This window comes from Heyndrickxia sp. MSNUG (assembly GCF_049532715.1).
Taxonomy (GTDB): Bacteria; Bacillota; Bacilli; order Bacillales; family Cytobacillaceae; genus Mesobacillus.
The window spans coordinates 771523-796777 of sequence record NZ_CP150978.1 but is presented as its reverse complement, the minus strand read 5'-3'; the positions used below and the strand labels follow the sequence as shown (position 1 = coordinate 796777).

Annotated in this window: 25 protein-coding genes and 1 riboswitch; all 25 genes read right to left on the bottom strand. The window is 38.9% G+C overall.

The genetic code is table 11. The features are described from left to right. Positions 1–16: 16 nt before the first annotated feature. Positions 17–166, bottom strand: coding sequence for a hypothetical protein (locus AABM38_RS03940; protein ID WP_423409236.1), 150 nt, complete (start codon positions 164–166; stop codon positions 17–19). Between the two features lie 15 nt (positions 167–181). Next, the gene (gene galE / locus AABM38_RS03935; RefSeq protein WP_423409235.1) at positions 182–1267 is read right to left on the bottom strand and encodes a UDP-glucose 4-epimerase GalE; all 1086 of its coding nucleotides are present in this window, start codon (positions 1265–1267) and stop codon (positions 182–184) included. An 18-nt stretch (positions 1268–1285) separates the two neighbouring features. Next, positions 1286–2482: a glycosyltransferase gene (locus AABM38_RS03930; RefSeq protein WP_423409234.1), complete on the bottom strand. Its 1197-nt coding sequence runs from the start codon at positions 2480–2482 to the stop codon at positions 1286–1288. Between the two features lie 37 nt (positions 2483–2519). Then, on the bottom strand, positions 2520–3599 hold the full coding sequence (locus AABM38_RS03925; protein WP_423409233.1) for an EpsG family protein: 1080 nt from the start codon (positions 3597–3599) through the stop codon (positions 2520–2522). A 16-nt stretch (positions 3600–3615) separates the two neighbouring features. Beyond that, positions 3616–4500 (bottom strand): glycosyltransferase family 2 protein, encoded by an 885-nt coding sequence (locus AABM38_RS03920; protein WP_423409232.1) that lies wholly within the window; start codon positions 4498–4500, stop codon positions 3616–3618. An 11-nt stretch (positions 4501–4511) separates the two neighbouring features. Continuing rightward, the gene (locus tag AABM38_RS03915) at positions 4512–5615 is read right to left on the bottom strand and encodes a glycosyltransferase family 1 protein (RefSeq protein WP_423409231.1); all 1104 of its coding nucleotides are present in this window, start codon (positions 5613–5615) and stop codon (positions 4512–4514) included. Beyond that, the gene (locus AABM38_RS03910) at positions 5600–6760 is read right to left on the bottom strand and encodes a glycosyltransferase family 4 protein (protein WP_423409230.1); all 1161 of its coding nucleotides are present in this window, start codon (positions 6758–6760) and stop codon (positions 5600–5602) included. Before AABM38_RS03910 ends, AABM38_RS03915 begins: the two co-directional genes overlap by 16 nt. A 4-nt stretch (positions 6761–6764) precedes the next feature. Beyond that, positions 6765–7649 (bottom strand): UTP--glucose-1-phosphate uridylyltransferase GalU, encoded by an 885-nt coding sequence (gene galU, locus AABM38_RS03905; protein ID WP_423409229.1) that lies wholly within the window; start codon positions 7647–7649, stop codon positions 6765–6767. 13 nt (positions 7650–7662) lie between these two features. After that, positions 7663–9489: a polysaccharide biosynthesis protein gene (locus AABM38_RS03900; RefSeq protein WP_423409228.1), complete on the bottom strand. Its 1827-nt coding sequence runs from the start codon at positions 9487–9489 to the stop codon at positions 7663–7665. A 20-nt stretch (positions 9490–9509) separates the two neighbouring features. After that, positions 9510–9650, bottom strand: a complete 141-nt coding sequence (locus tag AABM38_RS03895) for a hypothetical protein (RefSeq protein ID WP_423409227.1) — start codon at positions 9648–9650, stop codon at positions 9510–9512. Positions 9651–9904: 254 nt separating this feature from the next. Beyond that, positions 9905–10561, bottom strand: coding sequence for a CpsD/CapB family tyrosine-protein kinase (locus tag AABM38_RS03890; protein ID WP_423409226.1), 657 nt, complete (start codon positions 10559–10561; stop codon positions 9905–9907). Continuing rightward, positions 10548–11258 carry a YveK family protein gene (locus tag AABM38_RS03885; RefSeq protein ID WP_423409225.1) on the bottom strand — a complete coding sequence of 237 codons (711 nt, stop codon included), beginning with the start codon at positions 11256–11258 and terminating at the stop codon, positions 10548–10550. The genes AABM38_RS03890 and AABM38_RS03885 overlap by 14 nt, the downstream gene beginning before the upstream one ends. A gap of 150 nt (positions 11259–11408) precedes the next feature. Continuing rightward, on the bottom strand, positions 11409–13211 hold the full coding sequence (locus tag AABM38_RS03880; RefSeq protein ID WP_423409224.1) for an ABC transporter ATP-binding protein: 1803 nt from the start codon (positions 13209–13211) through the stop codon (positions 11409–11411). Further along, entirely contained in the window at positions 13208–14410 is a 1203-nt protein-coding gene (locus tag AABM38_RS03875) for a nucleotidyltransferase domain-containing protein (RefSeq protein ID WP_423410644.1), read from the bottom strand. Before AABM38_RS03875 ends, AABM38_RS03880 begins: the two co-directional genes overlap by 4 nt. 18 nt (positions 14411–14428) lie before the next feature. Beyond that, on the bottom strand, positions 14429–14875 hold the full coding sequence (locus AABM38_RS03870) for a lasso peptide biosynthesis B2 protein (RefSeq protein WP_423409223.1): 447 nt from the start codon (positions 14873–14875) through the stop codon (positions 14429–14431). Positions 14876–14881: 6 nt separating this feature from the next. After that, positions 14882–15178, bottom strand: coding sequence for a lasso peptide biosynthesis PqqD family chaperone (locus AABM38_RS03865; protein WP_423409222.1), 297 nt, complete (start codon positions 15176–15178; stop codon positions 14882–14884). Further along, a complete protein-coding gene (locus tag AABM38_RS03860; protein WP_423409221.1) occupies positions 15179–16108 on the bottom strand; it encodes an aldolase in 930 nt (309 codons plus the stop codon). A gap of 107 nt (positions 16109–16215) precedes the next feature. Then, a complete protein-coding gene (locus AABM38_RS03855) occupies positions 16216–16341 on the bottom strand; it encodes a paeninodin family lasso peptide (RefSeq protein WP_423409220.1) in 126 nt (41 codons plus the stop codon). A 4-nt stretch (positions 16342–16345) separates the two neighbouring features. Further along, entirely contained in the window at positions 16346–18295 is a 1950-nt protein-coding gene (locus tag AABM38_RS03850; protein ID WP_423409219.1) for an asparagine synthase-related protein, read from the bottom strand. A 219-nt stretch (positions 18296–18514) separates the two neighbouring features. Next, entirely contained in the window at positions 18515–19720 is a 1206-nt protein-coding gene (locus AABM38_RS03845) for a M20 family metallopeptidase (RefSeq protein WP_423409218.1), read from the bottom strand. Positions 19721–19765: 45 nt separating this feature from the next. Further along, positions 19766–20611: a MetQ/NlpA family ABC transporter substrate-binding protein gene (locus AABM38_RS03840; RefSeq protein ID WP_423409217.1), complete on the bottom strand. Its 846-nt coding sequence runs from the start codon at positions 20609–20611 to the stop codon at positions 19766–19768. Positions 20612–20657: 46 nt separating this feature from the next. Next, entirely contained in the window at positions 20658–21320 is a 663-nt protein-coding gene (locus AABM38_RS03835) for a methionine ABC transporter permease (protein WP_423409216.1), read from the bottom strand. Then, entirely contained in the window at positions 21310–22332 is a 1023-nt protein-coding gene (locus tag AABM38_RS03830) for a methionine ABC transporter ATP-binding protein (RefSeq protein ID WP_423409215.1), read from the bottom strand. The genes AABM38_RS03835 and AABM38_RS03830 overlap by 11 nt, the downstream gene beginning before the upstream one ends. A 153-nt stretch (positions 22333–22485) precedes the next feature. Then, a riboswitch (SAM riboswitch) is annotated at positions 22486–22602 on the bottom strand. A 253-nt stretch (positions 22603–22855) separates the two neighbouring features. Next, entirely contained in the window at positions 22856–23830 is a 975-nt protein-coding gene (locus AABM38_RS03825; RefSeq protein ID WP_423409214.1) for a bile acid:sodium symporter family protein, read from the bottom strand. Positions 23831–23834: 4 nt separating this feature from the next. After that, positions 23835–25226 (bottom strand): FAD-binding oxidoreductase, encoded by a 1392-nt coding sequence (locus AABM38_RS03820; protein ID WP_423409213.1) that lies wholly within the window; start codon positions 25224–25226, stop codon positions 23835–23837. Positions 25227–25255 lie beyond the last annotated feature (29 nt).

Genomic DNA, 25255 nt, shown 5'->3' with positions numbered 1-25255 from the left:
CTAGTAACGACTATTATTAATGCGTATTCTCTAACACTGCTGAAAGCTTCTTTTTTATTTCTAGGATTAATTCATTTGTTTCTATATGCTCAGCTTCTTGCCCAATTACATAAATGTCCTGCAGCAATTCCTTGAATCTTTGCTGTGGCGTTTCCTGCGTACCCATTACCTAATCCTCTTCTCATTCAATTTTCGTATTAAAAAAATCCCCACTTTTTGATAAGTGCGGATTGCCTGTTCCTGTTGCTATTAAGTTTTTGTCAAATCCATTTGGATTGTTATATTGCCATCTCCAAGAATCCTCACACATATCTCGCAGACTTTTTTCTGCAGTCCATTGGAGTTCTCTTTTGGCTTTAGATGCATCGGCAAAGCAGATCGCAGCATCTCCAGGTCTTGGGGAGACAACTTTATATGGGACGGGGACTCCTGTAGCTACTTCAAATGCTTCTACCATTTCAAGAACACTATATCCCTTTCCAGTACCAAGATTATAAGCTTCAATTTCCTGACTGGAAGCCACTTTTTCCAGAGCCTTCAAATGTCCTTTCGCAAGGTCCGTAACATGGATGTAATCTCTTACACCAGTTCCATCAGCAGTTTGATAATCGTTGCCAAAAACACTGAGCTCTGGCATTTTACCGATCGCCACTTGAGTGATAAAAGGCATTAGATTATTTGGAATCCCATTTGGATCCTCACCAATAGTGCCACTTTCATGTGCTCCAATAGGGTTGAAATAGCGCAACAATGCAATGCTCCAGTTTGGGTCAGATTCAAATAGATCCTTTAAAATTTCCTCAATCATTAATTTTGTCCGGCCATAAGGATTCAGCGCCTTCAAAGGGAACTCTTCCGAAATCGGAACCTTCTCCGGCATTCCATATACTGTAGCTGATGAACTGAAAACCAATCTATTAACATCGTATTTCTTCATTATATTTAGAAGATTGATTGTACCTGTGATGTTATTGTGGTAATACCTGAGTGGTAATCGAACAGACTCTCCAACGGCTTTAAGACCAGCGAAGTGAATGACAGCTTCAATATCATTCTCAATAAAAACTTGCTCAATTTCACCCTCATTCAATAAGTTTATCTTATAGAATGGAAAGCTCTTTCCTGTGATTTCGCTTATCCTGTTCAGTGACTCTCTCTTACTATTTAACAGATTATCTAGAACTATAATTTCATAGCCCGCATTTAATAATTCAACACAGGTATGGCTGCCGATGTAGCCTGCACCGCCAGTTACTAAGATTGGCATGTTTTACACCTCCGTTTTTCAGTTGATTAAGCTGTACAGCTTCTGGATTTCCTGCTCATTTCCATAATCGATTTTTGTTGTGTTTTTAGACAAGGTATCTTTTAATAGTGGATTCTCTAATAATCTTTGGATACCAGCTACAATTCCATCTACTCCAAGAGGTGTAATCAATGCATCCTTACCATCATTCGCCTGACTCTTTGCGGTTGGAAAGTTGGTGATGACCACTGGTTTCCCCAGTATTTGCGCTTCTCGAATGGTTACTGCTTTCCCTTCATATCTTGAAGGCTGCACATAAATATCAGATGCTTTTATGTAGGGGTACGGATTCGTTTTTTTACCGAGAAGGAAGAAATAATCTTCAAGTTTTAACTCCTTTATAAGATGTAATAGTTCAGTTTTCAGTGAACCGTATCCTACAATATACCAGGCAATATCATACCCTTTATCTACTAACTGTCTACATGCTCTAATGGCTTGATCAAAGCCTTTAGCATGAGACAGCCGACCAACAGACACAATAACTGTTTTTCCAGGATATTTCTTCATTTCAAGAGCACTTCCAAGTTCAGCTTGTTGTTTTACAAATTCAGGTGAGAGTATATTTTCGATGACCATCGTTTTCTTTTTTAAATCAGGGAAAACTTCTAAAAATGTGTTTGAACATTCCTCTGAAACAGCGACGATTTGATCCAACTGTTTCCACATTTTATACTCCGTTCTCTTATCGATGAAAATATTTGAATAATCCGTATGAATCCAGCCTACTTTTCTTTTTGCTTTTACTTTCTCTCCTATAAAATAATGCGGCCATAAAAATCCGATAGCGAGGTCATATTCCTTCGTTAATTGAGGTAAAAATGGTCGCGAGAACTCCCAGCCATACTGAATCGTTAAATATCCCGGTTCCTCCACTCGTTTCAACTTTCCTTCAAAATTGCTTTTGAATTTAGCTAATAACCTTGTAGCCGCAATAGGATATTGGCCATCCTTAACAATCTGTGAAATAGATTTCCTGAACGTACTGTAGATTGGATCTTCTGGAAGTAACCTGGGACCTTCTGGCAAAAGAGAAAAGAATTCACCTTCATGCTTAAATAGCATAAGGTCAACTTCATAGTTTTGATAATCAATACTATTCAACAATCCAATCAGACTGCGTTCCACTCCGCCAATTGCCAGATCAAATGAAGCAATCAACACCTTTTTCTTCATATATCACTCCCCCGGTCAAAATAGCATCATCAATTAGCTATAATTTAAAATTAATATATTCGCTTTTATAGTAAATATTTAAACTAATAACACTTTCATAATAATAAAAAAGAAAATAAAAAACGAGAATTCCTAGATATACAAATCGCTGTTCTTTTTGGTTAAACAATTTAACTATCCATGCAATTAAGATTAATTGGTATAAAGAAAAGTAGATTGAAAATCTGGCAAAGATCCAATTCTGTGTTGAAACAATCATAAATACTAACCCTAGAAGGGACATATTCACAATATAATCACTCTCAGGAAAGATTTCTCTAAGCTTATCTCGACCTAAAAACGCAATAAATAAAGGTGCTCCAAAAACTGCTACTCTAATTACATTCGCTCCGCCTTCCTGAAAATCTTTGTAATGGCCATATTGCGTATTTTCTAAGCTAGAAAATAAAATTGAAGAGAATTTATCGAATCCCACAACAATAACCACAGCTATGACCAGAAGCATTAAAGTTGATTTAGACCAGGCTTTATATCTCACTAAGAAATATATAGGAAGAAGAATCAATGCGCTTTCATGAAAGGTAGAGGCAAATAAAATTATGATAGCATAGGCTAAGAAATTACCATTTATGATAAATTTGGTAGCCATAAAAACTATAGCTGCGGTAAGACTCTGCCGAATTCCGTTCATTGTGACTAAATATAGTCCGCCAGTGATATAAACATAAGTGCTTAACTCATAGTGCCTAGAATATTTCATGAAAACAAACACGATAAGAATATTCGTGATAATAGCAGTAGTGAAAATCAAGATTTGTGGGTCGTCTGATAATCTCTTTAAAAACATCTGAAAAATCCAAAATCCAATATTCTCTTGAGACTTAACATTTTCCCACGTTAAGTTATTCACTTCAAAAGCATGCATATAAAAGTAGGTATCACCAATATTAGATCGCAATCCTGATATTAACGCTAAAGATAGAAGTGAACCAAGTACGTAAATTTTATTTAAGGAAATAGTAGGAATTGAGACTGCATGGATTGCAGGTTTAGCAAAATACCTCGCAAAGAAAGAAAAGAAAAACACGATAACTAGATTTAACCAAAGAAGTTCCATGTTCTATTCCTTTCACTTAAATCATTCTAGTTTTAGTGGTAATAAAAAGGGCTAATAGAACACCAAAAGGTATTGCCATTGTTGTTAATGTCTTATTAGGTGCTTCCTTAATAAAATGAATATTTTTACTCAATAGGCTGCTAGAAACATAATGAATCGCCTGTCTATATTTAAACATTTTGCTTGCGAATGGAAGTTTCATGAGTTCTTTTCGATAAAAGGCAAATCCCTTTGGGTTTTTTCGGTATTGTTTTAACATGTTTAGCGAAGAGCCATCTGGTAAATATTCAACACAACATAATACTTCATTCATTAGAAGCATTTCAAATTGTTGGTCAAGCATGTGGTATTTGTAAGCAAGACCCACATACTTTTCATTTTCAAAGGTTGGATAAGGAAACTTTCTGGTTAGCTCCGTTCGATAAACTAATTTTTTATCTCCAGTTACTCCATGCTTATGATATAAATCATAGAGTGTCGATGTTTTCAAGTTTTTTGGAAAATGCGATCCAATTATCATCCCATCCGCATAAGAATCCAAACCTATAACTCCACTTACATCTTTACTCCCATTTTCCTCCCACATTGTAACAATCTTTTTCACAGCATCTTCTGGCATATAATCATCAGAATCTATACAAACATTCAACTCAGTCTCAATGGCTTCATACGCAGTATTATGAGCACCATGCATTCCCTGGTTCTCCTGCCAGATATACTTTATTTCTATTAAGTTTTCGTTCTGCCATTTCCACACTAAATCCTTTGTATTGTCTGTGGACCCATCATCAACAATCAGCCAAATAAAATCTTTACATGTCTGTCGTACCAGACTCTCATAACATTGATGCAAACAGTAAGCCCTGTTATAAGTAGGAGTAAATACCGTTAGTACTTTCATTGCTTACACCCCTATACCGATAAGTAAAAATCTTCAAGCTGATTCGCTGCTTCTTTTATATAGTATCCCTGTTGTTTGAGAGGGTTTAAATCTACATCTCTTTGATTTTTGCTAGATAGCCTATTCTTTATATGATCTACCCAAACTCGTTGTTTATTTAATGGTAGAAATTCTACCAAACCCATCCCCATGTCAACTTCACGAGATATGTGATCAGATATTAAACAAGGTAACCCTGCTCCCTGGGCTTCAATTAACGAAACCGGAAGCCCTTCATGAAGAGAAGGAAAAAGGAAAAAATCAAATGCTTGCAGTAAGCGCGGAATATCATTTCTAACTCCTAGTAACTTAACCTTTTCAACTATATTTAAGTCTAGAATCTTCTTCTCAACCTCTTTCCTTAATGGACCATCGCCAACAAGCATTAAAACTGAATTTTCTTCGTCTTTACAGAACTGTGCAAAGATTTCAATCAGGAATTCATGATTTTTTTGATGTGCAAACCTTCCCACATGTCCAAAGACAACGGCATTTTGAGACAGGTTAAATTCATCTCTTACCATTCTTCTTATCTTTGGAGAATGAATAAATTGATTAATATCAATCCCGTTTTTCAAGATGAAAGCGGACTCTGCTTTCTTTGAAAAAAGCCAGTTCGCCGCCAAACTGGAACAAGCAAAATAATTAGTAGCATACGAGTTAATGAACTGCCCCATATACCATTTATAGAGTTTTGCAGCTGCTCCGCCTTCACTGCTTGTATTGTGGCTATGAGATATCCTTACTGGAATGCCTGTTTTTTTAGCAATTTTTAATACCAATCCACTCATTTTATCTAAATGAGAGTGGACAATTTTATAGGTTGGAGGAGATTTAAAAAACTCTTCAAGAGATTGTGCATACTTAAAGTGCCCCACATCTGAAACATAAGAAATCCGATGAACTTTCCCGCCGAGTTCGGTGATTTCCTGGTCAAAAACCCCCTCTTTACAAGTCAAAAAGTCAAATTGAATTTTGGACCGATCGATATTGCGATAAAGACTCATCAGCAGTGTCTCAGCACCACCGCGATTCATGTTTACCACTACATGTAAAATTCTTATAGGACCGCCCACTGTGCATCCTCCACTTCAGTCATATATGTTTTGTAAATCTCACTCTTTTCTTCGAGAATTTTACTTGTACTGTATTTGTTCATAATCATCCTGCGTCCATTGGATCCCATAACCGCTCTTAATCCTGAATCCTTTGCCAGTACCTTCAACTTTTTAGCAAACATCATACAATTCATATCTGAGATGATCCAGCCATTCTGATCATCTGCAATTAATTCTCTGTGTCCCCTATTTTCCGTTGCTATTATCGGAAGCCCGCAAGACATAGCTTCCATTATATTAACCGGCAGTCCCTCCCGGTTACTGGATGCCACTGCAACATCAGAGATTTGCAGTAACTGTTCGATATCATTTCGAAACCCAAGGAATTGAACCATATGCTCAACACCAAGAGTTTGTGTCAACTTCCGGCATTCCTGCAGCAATGGTCCGTTACCTGCTAATAATAGCTTCGCGTTTGGAACCTCTTCTTTAATAACAGCCAGTGACCTGATAAGAAGCTGCTGATTTTTGTTTTTGTTGAATTCAGCTGCATAAAACATCAAAAAATCGCCAACGTTGTATCCGTAGGCGATTCTTAATTCCTTTTTATATTCCTTTTCTGCAGGCTTGAATCTTTCAGTACTCACTCCGACTCCATGGACATGCTCAATTCGTTCCGACTTGAAACGATGCTGTACAGCTCTGTTATAGTCTTCTTCATTAATCGTAATCAGGCAGTCAGTATATCTTGCCAGCCATTTTTCAATAGGATAATAAATTAGCCAATTCATTGCCGGTGAACCTTTGCAGAAATGAAACCCATGGGCAGTGTAGATCACTTTTGTTCCTTTTTTACGTGCTGCCCTTGAAGCCAGCCTGGCAAGAACTCCTCCAACAGGCGTGTGACAATGGATGATTTGATAGTCATTTTTATCAATAATTGATTTTATTTCCCTGTATGCCTGAACATTTTTCATACTAAAAGGTGATCTTTGAATCGGTAAATCATATTTTTTATCAACAAAAGGGAGATTCATATTCCCTTTTGCGGCAACATGAACCTCCCATCCTTGTTCTTTGAACCATTTCATATACGGTAAGTGGAAAGCACTGAAATGATAATCAACTGTCGCACAAAGTAAAACCCGCTTTGATCCAGCCATCTTCTTAACTCTGCCTTGCTTTTTCAAAATGTAATATAGAAGAAAAATAATCCAGCAGCTCCGATTTCAAATCATCTCGCTGCAATGCGAAATCAATTGTCGTTTTAATAAAGCCCATTTTTTCACCAACATCATACCTGATGCCTTCAAAATCATAGGCATAAACCGCTTCATATTCATTCAATCCCGCAATGGCATCGGTCAGCTGAATCTCTCCTCCAGCACCAGGCTTTTGCCGATCGAGTATATCAAATATCCGTGGATTAAGAATATATCGTCCCATTATAGCCAGGTTCGAGGGAGCTTCTTCTATGGCTGGTTTTTCTACTAAACTGTTAACACTATAGAATCTGTCACCTATACAATTCCCATCAACAATGCCATATCTGGAAACTTCCTCAGGGTTTACCTTTTGCACACCTAAAATTGAAGCATTATACCTTTCATATTGCTCAATCATTTGCTTCAAACATGGCTTTTCCGCTTGAACGATGTCATCTCCTAAAAGAACTGCAAATGGCTCATTACCAATAAACTTACGCGCACACCAGATCGCATGACCTAATCCCTTTGGTTCCTTTTGGCGGATATAATGGATATCAACAAGCTTTGAAGACTTTTGCACTTCATTTAATAATTCAAATTTTCCTTTTTCAAACAGATTTTGCTCTAGCTCAAAGGAATGATCAAAGTGATCCTCAATCGCTCTTTTTCCTTTTCCGGTAACAATGATAATATCCTCAATTCCTGACTCAATTGCTTCTTCAACTATATATTGGATAGTGGGTTTATCAACAATCGGCAGCATTTCTTTTGGCATAGCCTTGGTCGCTGGCAGGAATCTCGTTCCCAGGCCCGCTGCTGGGATAATCGCTTTTTTTACTTTCATATTACTTCCACCCCTAAACAGAAATTGATATTAAAGGAGAACTGGCAACTCTATTATTGGCCAAAGCAAGCAATCTATCTCGCAGCTCTTCTTTTGCCATACTAGAGAATGTGCCAATGATCTCCTCGATCTCGGATATATATAGTTCTGAAGTTTTACCAACATATATTTTCGGATGAATTTGATTCTCTCCTACCTCATCATCCTTTAAAAGCTCTTCATACAGCTTTTCTCCCGGTCTGGTTCCTGTAAATTCGATTCCGATTTCTTCTATAGAATAACCGGATAGCTTTATCAAGTTTTTCGCCAGGTCTACTATCTTTACGGGTTCACCCATATCGAGGACGAAGATTTCTCCTCCCTGTGCTAGAGCACCTGCTTGGATCACCAGTCTTGATGCCTCAGGAATTGTCATGAAATAACGCACCATTTCAGGATGAGTCACAGTTACTGGACCACCTTTTTCGATTTGTTTCTTAAACAGCGGAATAACGCTTCCACGGCTGCCTAGTACATTCCCAAATCTTACAGCCACAAACTTTGTATTGCTGGTTCCATCCATGTGCTGTACGATCATCTCTGCCAGTCTCTTTGTAGCGCCCATTACGCTTGTAGGATTGACCGCTTTGTCTGAAGAAATCATCACAAATGTTTTCACCCTATGCCAGCTTGCCGCATTTGCAACATTCAACGTCCCGATCATATTATTTTTCACTGCTTCTTCTGGGTTTCGTTCCATTAATGGGACATGCTTATGGGCTGCAGCATGGTAGACAACATGTGGCTGGAATGTTTCCATCACGGACATCATTCTCTTTGCATCCTGTATTTCAGCTATAACAGGAATAAATTCTATATTAGAGTTTCGGAATCTTTCCTTTAGTTCCATCTCGATTGAATAGATACTGTTTTCGCCGTGCCCTAATAAAACTAATTTTTTAGGATTAAATTGGACTATTTGCCGGCAGATTTCAGAACCGATCGAACCCCCAGCACCAGTAACTAGCACCACTTTATTTGTGATATCTTCTGAAATAATGTCATTATTTAAGACTACTGGATCTCTTCCCAATAAATCTTCTACCTGTACATCGCGGAACTGGTTCACTGATACCTTTCCTGTCATTAAATCCTCTAGCATTGGGAGAATCTGTGTTTTCGCACTGGTTTTTGCACATTCCTGAAAGATAATATTCAATTCCTTCATTCCTAAAGAAGGAATAGCAATTACAATGTTTTCAATTTGCAAATCATCTACGATACTTTCAATCTTGCTGACACCACCTATTACAGGTAAGCCAAAAATATCAAGGTGATGCTTTTTTACATCATCATCGATAAAACCGACGGGTTGAAGATCCGATTCATTGCTCTTCATTAATTGCCTTGCAACCATTGTTCCAGCAGAACCCGCACCGATGATTAGAGTTCTTTTGTTTTGGGCATATCTTGTTAAATACAAATCCCTATATATTCTCCAGCAAAATCGGGAGCCACCTATTAACAAAACTAATAGCAGCCATGTTACAGAAAGCCTTCTAAAGAACAATTCATTCAGCAGGATTCCCTGAAAAAAAGCCGCAGTGAGAATTGTTGCTGCAGCTGTCTTTAAAATAATGATCAGTTCTCCAACACTCGCATACTCCCATGCCTTTTTGTAAAGTTTGAATTTAAAAGAATATAAATGATGGCTTAATAAAATGGCGACTGAATTCACCATTAATAACAATGAAGAAAGATCCATATTGCCTCGAACAAGTAAATGACTTAATAAAATTGCAGTTAAAACGATAGCTGAATCAATAATAATGAATAATGAAAGCCTTTGCCTGTAGGTCATACTTTTCCTCCTTTCTCTCTTTAGTCAAGCCTCACACTTCGTAATTTAATGGCAGAATCAACAAGCTTCCTTATTTCTTCCAGCTGCTCCTTGCTTGCATCCTGCTTGATATATCTGACTGCCTTTTTTATTGATTTTGGGAATTTGTCTAAGTCCCTCATCTTTAACATCTCCTTGTAAATAAAGTTTTTACTTATTTGTTCTTTTAAAAAAAACAGATAAGTAATAACTTTATTAAAAAACGGGGCATTTAACCCCCCCTCACATCACACTATCGACGACAACCGCGTCTAAGGTTTTTCAACCCACAGCATGACCGAGTGCCTCCTTGGATAACGGCTAGGAGACATCACCACTTTACAACGCACAAATAATTCTATATAACGAACATTAAGATTAAAAAAAATACCTGCTTCTACATTTCATTCAAAATAACCCCAAAAATCTTTGATCTAGCGAACTCAAGTGCTTTTTTTGCTTCTGTAGCTTTTTCTAATCCAGTTCTTCCTTCACTTATCACTAAAATCACACCATCACTCTTATTCGCCAGTAACTTCGTATCTGTTACTTCCAGCACAGGTGGTGAATCAATGATTATTACATCGTATTCTAGTAAGGCTTTTTGAAATAATATCTGCATTGACTCTGAACCAAGTAGTTCAGCGGGATTAGAATCAAGCTGACCACTTGTTAAAATGGATAAATTTCCTATTTCGGTATGATATACCGTGTCTTCCAATCCTACACGTCCTGCTAGAACATCGGCCAACCCTATATTGTTAGATATCTTAAAAATAAAATGAACATCTGGATCCCTTAAATTTGCATCAATTAAAAGCACCTTTTCTTTTTGCTGTGCCATTGATACAGCAAGATTTGCAGCCGCTGTAGATTTCCCTTCACCAGAGCTGGGGGATGTCAAAAGTAAAATACTTTTCTTTCCTCCGGTTAAAAAGTGAACATTGGTACGCAGGGTCCTAAATTGTTCAGAAATGATGGAATCAGGATTGGAATATACTATTAAATTCCTTTTTTGCGGATTCCTTGCAGCTCTACGTTTACTTTGAAACACCGGTACCACCTCCAGGGAATTCGATCTGATGAATACTTTGCTTTTTAATATTCTTTTTGTTCATCTTCGCGATTCTTCCTAATACTGGAAGATCTAAAAAATCCTCTACATCCTTTTGGGAACGAACAGTGTCATCTAAAGAATCCAGGAAGAAAACCAATCCAATTCCTGCAAATAAACCGAACACTAATCCCACAATACCTGTTTTATTTCCGTTGTCATTAATAGGATAGGGATTAACCTTCGCCGGGGAATAGATTCTCAAATCACTATAATTTAGCAGTGTACTTATTTCATTTTTGAACTCTTCAGCTGTCGTATTTGCAATATCAGCAGCTCTGACGGCATTTGTGTCAATAACATTTATGTTTACTACCTTTGAACTATCCAGTATTCCCACACTAATCTGGTTAGCCAATGATTCAGGACTTCGATTGAGGTCCAGCTTTTCAACAACTTTTTCTAACACAACAGGATCCTTCAAAATTACCTGTAGGGTATTCATATCCGCATTTTCACCAATAATTATGCGAGCAGAAGATTGATATAAGAGAGTCGTGTTTTTCTCCCCATAAACATATCCAGCAATCGAAGCCAAGACAGTAATAATGGCAATGATCCAAAGGCGCTTTTTTATGACAGAAAAGATTTCCTTAAGATTAATTTCTTTTGCAATTCCTTTTTTTGCATTACTCATTGCTCATTAAAACCACCTTATACTTTAATCTGTTCTAGATAAAGAACGTTTGATACAAAAAAAATATCCGTTCTCAATCACTAATAATATATACCTATTTTAGTTCTGTATAAAGAACATGTCAATACGTTTTTGGTTTTTATTTTCCTTTTAGGAGGACATCAACGCAGCCTGTTTTTTTAATAGCCCATTAAAAACTCCTGATGGATCATTCGCAAGTTGGCCAAACTTCCCACTCTGGATGACTTCTCCATCTTCCAGTACGATTACTTGATCCGCATTCCGGATTGTCGACAAACGATGGGCTATAACGATTATTGTCATCCTTCCTTTTAGTTGTTCTAAAACTTTTTGTATTTTTGATTCATTTTCACTATCTAATGCACTGGTTGCTTCATCAAGAATTAGAATAGCAGGATTTTTAATGATTGCCCGTGCCAGTACAAGTCGCTGCCTTTCACCACCAGATAGTTTAATCCCTCTATCTCCTATTTCAGTATCAAGTCCGTTAGGTAACTTTCTAACAAAATCAGCTGCAGCTGAGAATTCTAATGACTCCCATATCTGTTCCGAAGTAACTGCTGGGTTAATCATTTTAAAGTTTTCTTTTATGCTCGTATTAAACAAAAAGGGCTCCTGTGGAACATAACTAATAGATTTTCTTAATGAGATTAACATTTTGTCTGTAATTTGCTTGTTGTCAACGAGTACTTCCCCTTTTTCAGGTGAGTGAAGACCCATTATAATATCAATTAATGTACTCTTTCCTGCCCCTGACCGACCTACTATTGCCGTCATTTGATATGCAGGGATTTCCAAGTTAATATTTCGTACGGCGTAATTTGATTTTGATTGATCGTACTTAAAATAAACACCTTGGCATTCTATACTCTTGTTTAAAGCCATTGGAAGAACATTCGACTTGTTAAAATCAGATAATATTTCTCTTGCTGTATTACATTCTCTCCGCAGATCGTTTAATGCTTTAAATGCTGGCATTGTTGTTGCTAGTTGCTCTAAAGTGGATTGGATTCCAGTAATCCTAGGCCAGAGACGAGAGAAAATCACTAGAATTAATAGAAACTGTGATGGCTGCGTATTGAACATTTTCACAGTGAAAAAAATAAAAGTGGCTATTAAAATTGCAGAGGAAACCTTATAGAATAGCTGAGACGAAACCTTAATTTTTATATACTCTACTTGTTCAGAATTCATTCCATTAACAATGGATTGAAGCCACTTCATTCGTGACTCTTCTAATGTATTGCTTTTAATATCCTTAATTCCATTTAACTGATCAGTTATTCCTGCTAAATACTCCTGAGACAGCATTGAGGTTTTTTTACCAAGCACTTTCGATTGTTTAATAAATTTTCGTGAAAAAAATGATAACATGAGTCCGCTTAAAAGAACGAATAATGTCATTTTTGCAGAAAGCCAAAGGGCGAAGCCAATTTGAATCATACTAAATATAATAGTGGTTAATAGCTGAATAAATTGGTAAACTCCTCCCGAAACTCTTGCCAATTCAATAGTCATAATATTGATCAGATCGGACTTTCTATTCTTTGTATAAAAACCCCAATTAGCACCTAATAATCCCTCATAGGTATCTATTCTTAATTTCCCTATAAATCCATGCGCAATTTTTACATTTCTTATATTTAAGTTCCTGTCAACCAAATTTTGTCCACTGATTAATAATACATAGGCAAGAAGGATAAATGGGAATCTTAATGCTTCAGGCATCAAATTCCAGAATCCGAGGTAATTCTCTAATGTATGGCCTCCGGAATCTAAATTCATTATCCCGCTTAAGCTAAGTAATGGTACGAGTAACAGTATACTAAGACCTTCTATAAAACCAATCAAAGCCATTCCAACGATATTCCAATAGAGAATGCTACCTGAGTAATTAAATAATTGTTTAATATAATACAAAAAAGGTTTCATGTAACATCCTCCTGTAACATTGCCTGCTTCCTTTTTCTTCTTATCGCCCAAAGAAACGGTCTCAAAGGAAAATATAAAAAATGAAGTGCCTTTGGCAATGGTAAAGCTAGAGCATCTTCCGGATATGGAAATAAGAAACTAAGAATAAATAATACTTTTTGCTTAAACGACATTAATAAAAACAAATGGCTTTTATGGTAGTTTGCGATTTCTTCTGGCAAAGGTTCGACATGGAGGTTAACCAATTGCTTAATGTAAAACAAGGCTCCTTCAGCCATTTTTTTTGATTTCTTCGAATTAGATATTTCCTTTAGTTCGGGTGGACTATAAGAATTCAACAATTCTGAAGAGAGAAGAAGAGCCTGCCCTCCAACTTGAGTAAGCTGATATTTTTTTAAAAGTTTTTTAATGCAGCTCCAGTCCAAATCTCGAATAACCAACCTGTCGATATCTACTAGCCAGCGAAGACGTGACCAACCATGGCGTGCCCCATGTGAAACCAAAAATAAAAATAAATCTTCCTCGCCTAACACATATAAAGGAAAATCCGCGATTGAACTTTCCTTCTTTCTTTCCCATAAATCTTCAAATGACTGATTCCATGATGGACCTGGGTTTAGTCTCCAATGTATTTCCAGCTTTATGTTCTTTTGCGGATGCATAAAAGTGATATGGTGATGTCTCCATTTCCAATCATTCAAGACAGTCAGTATGTAATCATCCTTTACATAACCAAGGTTTAAGAGCGTCGACTCAGCACGTTCTAAATCTTCAATTGGAATTAGTATGTCAATATCAGAAGATGTCCTTAAAGAAAGATCTCCATACAAATGCGCGCCGAGAATTGAACCTTTTAAAAATAATGTTCGAATTCTTTGCTCACTAAAAATTCTGGATATGCTTTCAGATTCTCCCGTTAGCATCAGCATTTGGAAAATATTTTTTTGATAATATTTCTGCAGTGTTCCTAAAACCTTTGCTGGAACAAATTCTCCATTTAATTTCTTTATCCTTTTATAAAGAATTGGATAAACACGATGATGAAGTGTTAACTGTAAAAAATGTTCCCAATCAATATCTTTAAATCTCTCTTTCTCTTTTGAGAGATCCTTATCTTCAAATTTAGATTCCAGGAAAAAAAGCAGTAGCTTTAATTCTTTTGAAAAGTGCTTTTTTTCAACCATCATTTCCATGGTAATTTCCTCTTATTCTATAACTTATTTATTTGCAAACATGCTTACTATGGTAAAACGTCTCATTTCTTCAGCGCCGCTAACGTAATAGGATCCACTGCGCAGCCATGCATGGGCAATCATTTTCCCGTTCTCATCTTTTGCAGTTCCTAGATACAGTGTACTTTCAATTCCGCGCCTTTGGAGCATCTTCATACCTGCTATCGCTTTTACTAAACATTGGCTTTCCCAGAATGTATATCTGCTCATAATATGAATTGCACTAGATATTGATTTGATAGTGTCTGATACAGAAGGATCTTCTTGAAAAGAAGATTCGCACATATGCTTACCTAAAGTACGTTTTACCCTTTTAAAAGGCATTACTTTAAGGAAACGCGCCAATGCTAAGAACAATATGGCCTCTAAAAAAAGAAATTTTTCCATCCTGCTCAGATTAAATATCGTTACCAGTTTCTGAGGAATTAACATTTTACCTCACCTGTTTACAACGGAAATTAAACCTTCGGAATATAATTTGTTAATAAATGAAATCACTTGATTCTCACAATCTTTTTTCTCAACTTCATATTCTAGAAGAAGCTCATTAATTAAATTATCAACAGAATTAGGTTCTTTTATCATCTCCCAAATAACCCCACCCATTTCACCAAGGTTATAATAATTTCCATTATCAATATTAAGCATTACTTTCTCTCCATCCATGTCACTAACGATATTTCCCGGCATCTGTGCGATTTTACTTTCCATTATTATTTTTTCCTTTATCAACATTTAGTTCATCTCCTCATTGATTATTTTCAAAATTTTCTCTAATAGCTCAGGTGCTGTAAAAACATTTGATGGACGTTGTACTTGGTACATTTTTATTTTATTAATAACCCTTGCTGATTTAATAAAATGCCACTCCCTTAATCCTAAACGCGGGATTAAAGTATGGCGAAAAGTCTGGTTATATAGGGTGTGAAACCTATCCAGATTTTGAATTAGTTTTATTTCCGTATGATCTTCCTCTGTTTTTGTAATCTCAAATACTCCCCCAAGAGGTAATGGATCCTTCCAGTAACTGGAGTGGACTGGAATAGCGAACTTTGTTTCTCTTTCAAATAACGGACTAAAAGCAGAGGAATCCCACCCGAATTTCTGAAGGCTTTCCTGCCATAATTTTTGCTGAGGGTAGGTAGGGATTACATAAGGGCATCCTTCTTCATCCAGTAATAGAGGAATAATATCATCACTTAGCAGTTGATAACCTTTATTAATAAATGTTGAAGCCAGTGTAGACTTGCCTGCACCAGAATGTCCGATAAATGCATAAGCTTTTCCATCAATTGCAATAGCACTTCCATGCAGTGTCAGGACTTTTCTTTGCATTAGTAAGACACCCATACATGTTCCAAGAATATAGAGGCGAATCTTATTATGATCAGCATCCTTCATAGGGGACACAATTATTTTTTTACCAGTTTCTATTAGAAATGTGGCTGTTTCAGGGATTTGAAACATGACCATCTGATCATCCACAAGGAATCTCCCTTGTTGGACATCTTTTTTCATCCACAATTCAGTTAAGTCAGCAATATCAATCTGCACTTCTGCCATATCTATTGATTCATGTAATGCAACTAATTCTGGCAATGGAATAGTGCTATTAATTTTTAGGCCAAAGGCATGGTAAATCATGTTTGTTTTTGCTACAATCATTTAACTCACTCCAATTAATCCAATAAAGAAAGATTTTAAAAAAGCCCTCATACTGAAATAAATGTATAAGGGCGGTTGTTCTAATAATCATTAAACATCATTGCTAATTAGCTGTAATGAACACCTTCATCAACGTCTGGTTGTGTAGAATCCGGAGTTCTAATTCCCGGTCCAGCCATCGTCATATTAACATTAAGTACTTCTAACTCAGGTTTTAGCCATTGTTTTTTCATTTTTTCACCTCCTCTCAAGATGTTTTTTTAAAAAGCGATAAACTATTAAACTCCGCATTAATATCCTAAAGTCAAAGTCAAAGGCATACTCGGGATTAGTACTATCTTTAATTTTTATAATCGCCGCTTTAATTACCTGGGGATTAAGGTAATTGCCTATAATAGCATCATTACTCATTTGTTCAAGTTCACCAATAAACGTGTTCCAATAACTAGACATTCGGTGAACTCCATCTGCTCCTTGTACACCTCTTGAACGCATGTTCAATCTTACTTTGTCTGGTAAATATTCTTTTGTTGCCCTTCTGACAAGCGAACGATCTAAACCCTGACGCACATATTGATCCTCTGGTACTGATAAACAAAACTTAATTAAACGCAAATCATTGGTTGGATCTCTGTCCCATACTGAATACCGCAAGGAAAATTTTGCTCCGTATGCCCCTGTTATACTCCAATAATAAAGCTGTCTAAACTGTCTATCCCTTACTTCATAGGCTGTCGGAAGTTTAGAAAGTGAAACATCGATGCCCTGATCTTGAAGTTTATTGAAAACGTTTGTTTGTTTTGCAAATTCAGGATTAATTATCATTGGAAAATGAAAGGGTTCTTCAGCTTTTATCAAACCATATATATAGGGAAATGCCTTTTTTCTTGCCGCTGCCATAATTTTTGATTTATTAACCCCAATGTTATTGCTATATTGATTTAATTCTTGATAAAGTCTAATCCACTTTATTTTTTTTATGAGGTTAGCATAATAATCTAATACTGGTCCCCATGAAATAGTCCAATTACCTCTTTGACCATTTAACAGTACGCCAATATTTTTCTGTTGAGCTTGTTCATACATTCCTCTAAGCCAAAAAGTATTCTCAAAGAACTTATATGGCATTTCTAAAGTATCAAGCCAGTCATCAATTTCAGTAAATGGACTTCTATCTGCAAAACTTAAATATTGATCATTAATGTTTCCAACATGGTTTACAGTTGCTTTTATATACGGGCTTTCATCGGCTATTCTGCTTTTATGGGTCCAATCTTCAAAGCCATCAACAGGAACGTAACTAAAAGTATTTAACATTTTACCTTCTTGTTTCAATGCTTTTGATGCAAAGCTTACAACTGACCCAGAATCCAGTCCACCACTTAAATGAGCCCCTACATTATGATGTGTTCTAATTCTTGCTTTGACTGCCTTTTGGAAAACATCACGAAAAGCTTCTTCGTATTCCTCGTCGGATTTTAGCTTTAATTTATTGTTATCTTCCATTAGGTAACAATATCTTTTCAACTTAACTCTACCTTCATGAACAGATATTGAATAAGAAGGTGCTAATTGTTCTACTTGTTTATAAGTAGTAGAAGAAGGATCAACTGATTCGAAGTTTACAGGTATCGCTAAAAACTCAGCCATCCACTGCTCATTCAATTCCTTCTTAACCCCAGGCAGCGTAAACAGCGGCATAATAGTAGTACAAAACGCAAATCTCTCGTGATCTTTGTAATAATATAAAGTCCGTGATCCCGAGAAATCTCTCGCACCAAAAAGCTTCTGATTCCGCTCGTCCCAAATCATATAGGCGAAGTCACCTACTAGGTGTTTGGGGGATTCTTCTCCCCATTTATAGTAAGCTAGCAAAATGAGCTGGCTGTCTGGCATGATTTTTTGGTTTGAGCGCTCGACTTGCAGCTTTTCAAATAGCTCTTCTCGGTTATCGATGATGGCATCGGCTGTGATGACGCATTGTCTTTCGGAATCGTAGAATGGCTGTTGTTCGCCGACGGATTCTGGGGTGATCCACTGTGCATGGTTTCCAATGAAGGCGTTGTGCTTATGCCATACCTGGATATCATCGGCCGGAAACTTTTCCAGTTCCTTCATTATGTTTCTGCCATGCTCAAATGGAACCGGCTCTTTTGTTAAGTGAATGATTCCTGCAATTGCGCTCATTTTTTCCTCCTGCCTTGCTTTTATTGCCTATTTATATGTATTCGCACGAAGTCTTAATAAAGAATAATCACGTTCTTTATATAGAACATATGATAAAAATACCATCTCTTATAAAGGGTGTCAACACATTCAAAATAAATAATTTTATTAGGCAAAACTTCTTATAATTCGACAAAAAAAACAGGACTGAATACATTCAGACCTGTTTCTACTTTCTTATTAGACTAAGGCTTCCTTTTCTCTCGCTCTCTCAAAATCCCCCTTAACCTGAGTTAGCAATTCCCCATCCACCAACAACCGATACCCAGCCAACGCCAACGCCTTAGCCCCAGTCACTAAAGCCTGGTCCCCTCGCGCAGATCCTGCAGCATCCCTAAATTCATGAGTATGAGCAATCAGATCATCGGCACCAATCTTAATATACGGATGAGCGGTCGGAGTAACATGGCTCACATTGCCCGCATCCGTAGAACCAATCCCTTTTCCTTTCTCTTTATGAACAACCTCTCCAAGCAACTCCAATTCTTCACCTAAAATGGTATCCAATGTCGAATTCAATACAAAGTCATGCACTTCGTTTTGGAATCGCTCAATTTTATATGAAGCACCTGTTGCCAAAGCGGCTCCTTCAGCAATCTTCCGCACTTTCGCGGACACTTCTTCACAGCGTGCCCATGTGGCTGCGCGGATGAAAAAGCGTGCTGAGGCGTAATCCGGTATGATATTCGGTGCATCGCCTCCATGGGTGATGATTCCATGGATTCTCACATCTCCCGGCAACTGCTGGCGGAGTGCGTTGATGCCATTATATAGTAGAATCACGGAATCGAGTGCGTTGATTCCTTTTTCCGGTGAACCGGAAGCATGGGCTGCCTGGCCGTAGAAGTGGAAGTCGAGTGGGTCCACTGCCAACGTTGGGCCGGTCAGGCCAGTTTTTCCACTTGGGTGAATCATTAATGCGGCATCAATTCCTTCTAACAGTCCGTGCTTGACGAAGCTGCCTTTTGCACTGCCGTTCGGACCCCCTTCTTCTGCTGGTGTTCCGAATACGACTACTTCGCCGCCAGTTTCTTCTATTACTTCTGCTAATGCAATGCCGGCTGCAACACTGGTCGTCCCGATGATGTTATGTCCGCATGCATGGCCCAGGCCTGGCAGAGCATCATACTCAGCCAAAAACGCTACCTTTGGTCCTGGCTTCCCAGATGCTTTTTTTGCAACAAAGCCTGTCTCGTGACCTGCCACATCTCTTGTCACTTCAAACCCTGCTTCCTCCAGAATCGCCGTAAGCAGCTTCGAGGCGAAAAACTCCTGGTTACCGATTTCCGGATTAGCATGGATTCGGTGGCTTGTTTCAATATACAGCTTCTTTGAATCCTCAATACTCTTAACAATTCTTTCTCTTTGCTCTGACATTCGCTCCATCTCCCTCTACTGTTGAAATCTTGAATTACCACACCAAATCAAGCCTTACTTAATAACATCCTCCAACTCTTCAATTGGAATATCCACAACAAGTGATCCGCCGTTTGTATCCTTCTTGATCGCTTCAACGACTTCTTTTTCATGGTAAATTTCAACGATTTTCTTGAAGGTCTTGTTGTCCTTGTCTTCTGTACGTGCGGCGATGATGTTGATGTATGGCTTTACGTCTTCCTGTTTAGGGTCTTCTAGGAAGATGGCATCTTCAGTTGGAACAAATCCTGCCTGGCCGGCTACTCCGTTGTTGATGACGGATGCAGCAACGTCTTTCAGAACTCGCGGTGTTTGCTGGGCGTTGATTGGCGTGATTTTCAGGTTCTTAGGGTTCTTTTCAATGCCACTTGGGTCACCAAACAGGCTAAAGTCTTCCTTCAATTCAATTAATCCAGCTAACTCTAAAACTTTTAATGCGCGTGCCTGGTTGGTTGGATCATTTGGAATCGCAATTTCTGCACCGTCCTTGATTTCTTCGACTGATTTTACTTTTTCAGAGTAAATGCCCATTGGCGCGATTTGGGTTGTCCCGATTGGTGTTAAGTCCAATTTGTGCTCTTCTTTGAACTGGTTTAAGAAGGCGATGTGTTGGAAAGCGTTCAAATCAATGTCGCCATTTGCCAATGCCTGGTTCGGTAATGTGTAATCAGAAAACTCAACGAGTTCAATCTCGATGCCTTGTTTTTCGGCTTTTTCCTTAATGATGTCCCACATTTGGCCGTCGGAGCCTGTCACGCCGATTTTCACATGCTTCGTTTCCCCTGCAGATGATTCCTTGCTGCATGCTCCAAGAACAGCTACTAACAATACCGCAAAAATCGTTAACAATACTTTTTTCATTTCTTTCTCCTCATTTCATAGATAATTTTTATAAAATCCCTTCACCTTAGCGGCGTAGGAAAATTCTAGCTAAATGGTTTCCTAAAAACTGTGCAACCTGGACCAAGATGATCAGCAATACGACTGTAACAAGCATGACTGATGTATCAAATCGCTGATAGCCGTAGGTCATCGCCAGATCGCCGAGTCCGCCGCCGCCAACTGTTCCGGCCATCGCGGAAAAATCGATCAGCCCGACTGTGATGAATGTGATGCCAAGGATCAATGGACCAAGCGCTTCAGGAATCAATACGCCAAAGATGATCTGGCGGGGACTTGCGCCCATCGCTTTTGCCGCTTCGATTATTCCAGGGTCAATCGATACAAGATTGTTCTCAACCACCCTCGCAATCCCGAACGACGCTGCAATCGTCATCGGAAAAATCGCTGCCCATGTACCAATCGTGGTACCCACAACCAATCGGGTCAGCGGTCCAATCGCCACCAGGAAAATGATGAATGGAATCGGTCTGACGATATTGATTAAAACGTTCAGCGTCCGGAACACCCATTTGTTTTCAAGGATGTTGCCGCTCCTTGTCACGAACAGCAGCAGCCCGAGATTAATCCCGATAATCGCTGAAAAAATCAGTGTGAATATAACCATTGTTACGGTTTCCCCGGTTGCCTCGACAATCCGGGGCCAAAATGTAATCCAATCAACCTTCATGCTGTGTAACCTCCTTAACTTCAACATGCTCCTTCAGCTCTTCTAGCACTCTATCAACTTCTGAATTTTCACCCTGTAATTCAACGATCAGATTTCCAAACAGCACTCCCTGAAGCTCGCTGATATTGCCATTAAGTATATTGACATGCACATCGTATTTTTTGGCGATATCTGAAAGGATCGGTTTGTTCGTGCTTTCCCCTTTAAAAATCAACCTGTATAGCCGGCTTTGTTTTTCTGAAAGAGTTGTATGTAAACGAGCGGACAAGTTATCGTTCAATACTGAGCTGATAAAATTCTGTGTTGTACTTGTCTGCGGGGTGGTGAACAGGTCGAACACCGTCCCCTCTTCAATGACACTGCCATTTTCCATCACGGCAACGCGATCACAAATTTTCCGGATGACTTGCATTTCATGGGTAATCAGCAAAATCGTCACATTGTATTCGGCATTGACCTTCTTCAGCAGATTGAGGATTTCACCTGTTGTTTCTGGGTCGAGTGCTGATGTGGCTTCATCGCAAATCAGGATATCTGGGGAAGTCGCCAGCGCCCTCGCGATTCCAACGCGCTGCTTTTGTCCGCCTGAAAGCTGTTCTGGATAGTGGTTTGCTTTATCTGCCAGGCCGACGAACTTTAGCAGATCATTTACCTTTTGTTTGATTTCGTCCTTCGACGCGCCTGCAAGCTTTAAGGGATAAGCGACGTTGCCAAACACGGTCCTTGAATTGAACAGGTTGAAGTTTTGAAAAATCATTCCGATCTGCTGTCTTTGTTTCCGCAGTTCTTTTTGCGAAAGTGAACTGATTTCCCGCCCGTTTACAATTACTTTTCCTTCAGTTGGCCGTTCAAGCAGATTGACCAGCCGCAGCAGTGTGCTTTTACCGGCACCGCTAAAACCAATGACTCCGAAGATTTCTCCTTTGTTCACTGATAGCGAAACATCATTGACCGCTGAGATTTCGCGATCCTTTGATTTGAATTTTTTACTGACTTTTTCGAATGTAATCATCTTTACACTTCCTTTCCTCACTTTACTCATTGGATTACTCGGTTATAAAATCAAATCTCTCCTCAGCTCCTGTCTCCTTTTTGAAAACAAAAAACCCTCTTCCTATCCATGTAAAAACACAGACAAGAAGAGGGTATATATGTACCCGCTTGCTTCTCATCTGCCAGGCTGATTGTAAATCAGTCTGATGGAATTGGCACGGTGTCTGCTAAACGCAGATCCGCTGCCGAGGTTTCACAGGGCCAGTCCCTCCACCTCTCTGGATAAGAAAACGAAACTTTATATTTGGTTTTTTAATATGTTCCTCATTTTAGGGCAATAAAAAAATTGTGTCAACGATAAAATTTTCATTTTTTTCGGCAGATTGGTAAAAAGCTATATTTTTCAAGGCTTTTACCTATGATAAAAAATTTCGTTTCACTAAAAATCCTAAATGATAAAAGTGCTCATTTTCAAAGGTTGTTAATTTTGGCCGAAAAAAAACCCACGCCGACTCGCGTAGGATTTTTTGATTAACCTTGGGTTACAGCCGTGCACTCACAGTGCGAACTGGCACCTCTTTTTCACTGCTAACCGCAGGCTTTTTTGACCAGTAAGTCGCTAGGATTGGTCCGGAAATATTGTGCCATGCAGCAGCAAGGACGCTTGGAAGGGCTGCGAGCGGACCGAAATGTGCAGTCGCCAGCGCAACGCCTAACCCGGAGTTTTGCATGCCCACTTCAATCGAAATCGCTCTTCTGTTCACTTCATCTAGCCCAGCCATTTTTGCAGCAAAGTAGCCTAGCAGAAGACCGAATCCGTTGTGGAGCATTACGGCTGTAAAAATAAGGAACCCGGATGCGGCAATGGTAGCTGCATTGCCTGAAACTACCGCGCTAACAATTGTGATGATAGCTGCCACAGAAATAAGCGGTAAAACGGTTAAGCTTTTTTCAACTGCCACAGGGAAAAATTTCTTAATAGCTAAACCTAAAATAATTGGAAGAATGATGACTTGAACAATTGACTTAAACATGGCAACAGGATCAACCGGCATCCACTGGCCTGCAAGCAAAAGCAGAAGCAATGGTGTCATGATCGGTGCCAATAGTGTCGATACTGAAGTCATGGCGATCGATAATGGTACATTTCCTTTTGCAAGGTACACCATAACGTTAGAAGCTGTTCCGCCTGGTACACAGCCAAGCAAAACCAGGCCAGCAGCTAATTCAGCTGGCAAATTCATTAGTTTCGCAATGAGAAAAGCAACAGTTGGCATGATAATAAATTGGGCGCACACGCCAATCAACACTGGGATGGGTTTGGTAAAGACAATTTTAAAATCAACTGCCTTCAACGTAAGCCCCATTCCAAACATGACAACGCCAAGCAAGATGGTAATATATCCTCCCAATCCTAAAAATGGCTCTGGCACCAAAAAGGCAATAACAGATGTTAAGATCACCCATACAGCAAAATATTTTCCGGCTATGGTACTGACTGCTTCGATCACTTTCATTTCATCACACTCTTTCTTTTGGCTTTAGAATTTTATTTGGATTAAAGAGATTAAGTGGATCAAGAGCTTGTTTGATTTTTTCCATAACGAGCAGTGCGTCACCATGCTCTTTTTGCTGATACTTTTGTTTGCCGATTCCGACTCCATGCTCTCCAGTGCATGTCCCCCCACGCTCCAGGGCGTATAGGACAATTTCTTCATTTAGCTGCTCAGCACGATCAATCTCTTCTTGATCATTCATATTGATCATCAAGAGTACGTGATAGTTTCCATCTCCTACATGCCCGACGATTCCACCGGTAAGGCCAAGGGAATCAACCGCTTCTCTTGCGTGACGAATGGCACCAGACAGCTCTGAAATAGGAAGGCAGACATCCGTCACCATCATTTTTTTTCCAGGATAGCCGTGAATATAGGCATAGGCTAGATTGTGCCTGGCCTCCCATAACCGGTTCCTCGCAGCATTGTCTGTTTCAAATTCAATATCGAGGCAATGATGGTCTGCAACAATTTCTTTTGTGAACTCTACATCCTGCTTGAGGCCTGCTTCATTCCCATGAAACTCCAAAAAAAGAGTAGGGCCTTCTTTATAGTTTGTGTCACTAAAATGGTTCACCTGTTTCATTGAAGGTTTATCGACGAGTTCCACCCTGGCAATTGGAATACCTGCCTGCAGAATGGAGACTACAGCCTCAACCGCATCATCCAATGCCGGAAATGATGCTCTTGCTGCCATTACATGCTCTGGAATTCCGTAAACTTTTAACGTCAATTCGGTAAAGCAGCCCAGCGTTCCCTCCGAGCCTACGAATAGACCGTTAAGGTGGTATCCGGATGACGATTTAGCGGCCAAATTGCCAGTATGTATGATCGACCCATCAGCAAGAACCACTTCAAGATCACGTACCTGGTCACGCATAACTCCATATTTTACCGATGTCGTTCCACTGGCATTTGTGGCCGCCATTCCGCCAAGAGTGGCATCTGCTCCAGGGTCCACTGAGAAAAACAAACCATACTTTTTCAGTTCTTTGTTCAGCTGGGAACGGGTTACGCCAGGCTGGACTTTTACGAGAAAATCATTTTCACGTACCTCAAGAATTTTATTCATTAATGAAAAATCGATCGTAATCCCTTGATCGTACGGTATGACATGCCCCTCGAGGCTTGATCCTAACCCAAAAGGAACGACCGGAACTTTGTGGATGTTTGCCACTTTTACAATTTCACTAACTTGCTGTGCCGTTTCAGGAAAAACAACAATATCGGGAAGGCTAATCGCATGGTAGGATTCATCCCTGCCATGCAATTCTCTTACTGTCTGGTTTTCGGTTACCTGACTTTCAGAAAGAACCTCCCTTAATGCGTTGACCAGATCTACACTAGCTACTTCCATCGAATTCTCCTTCTTTCTGCGATCCATCT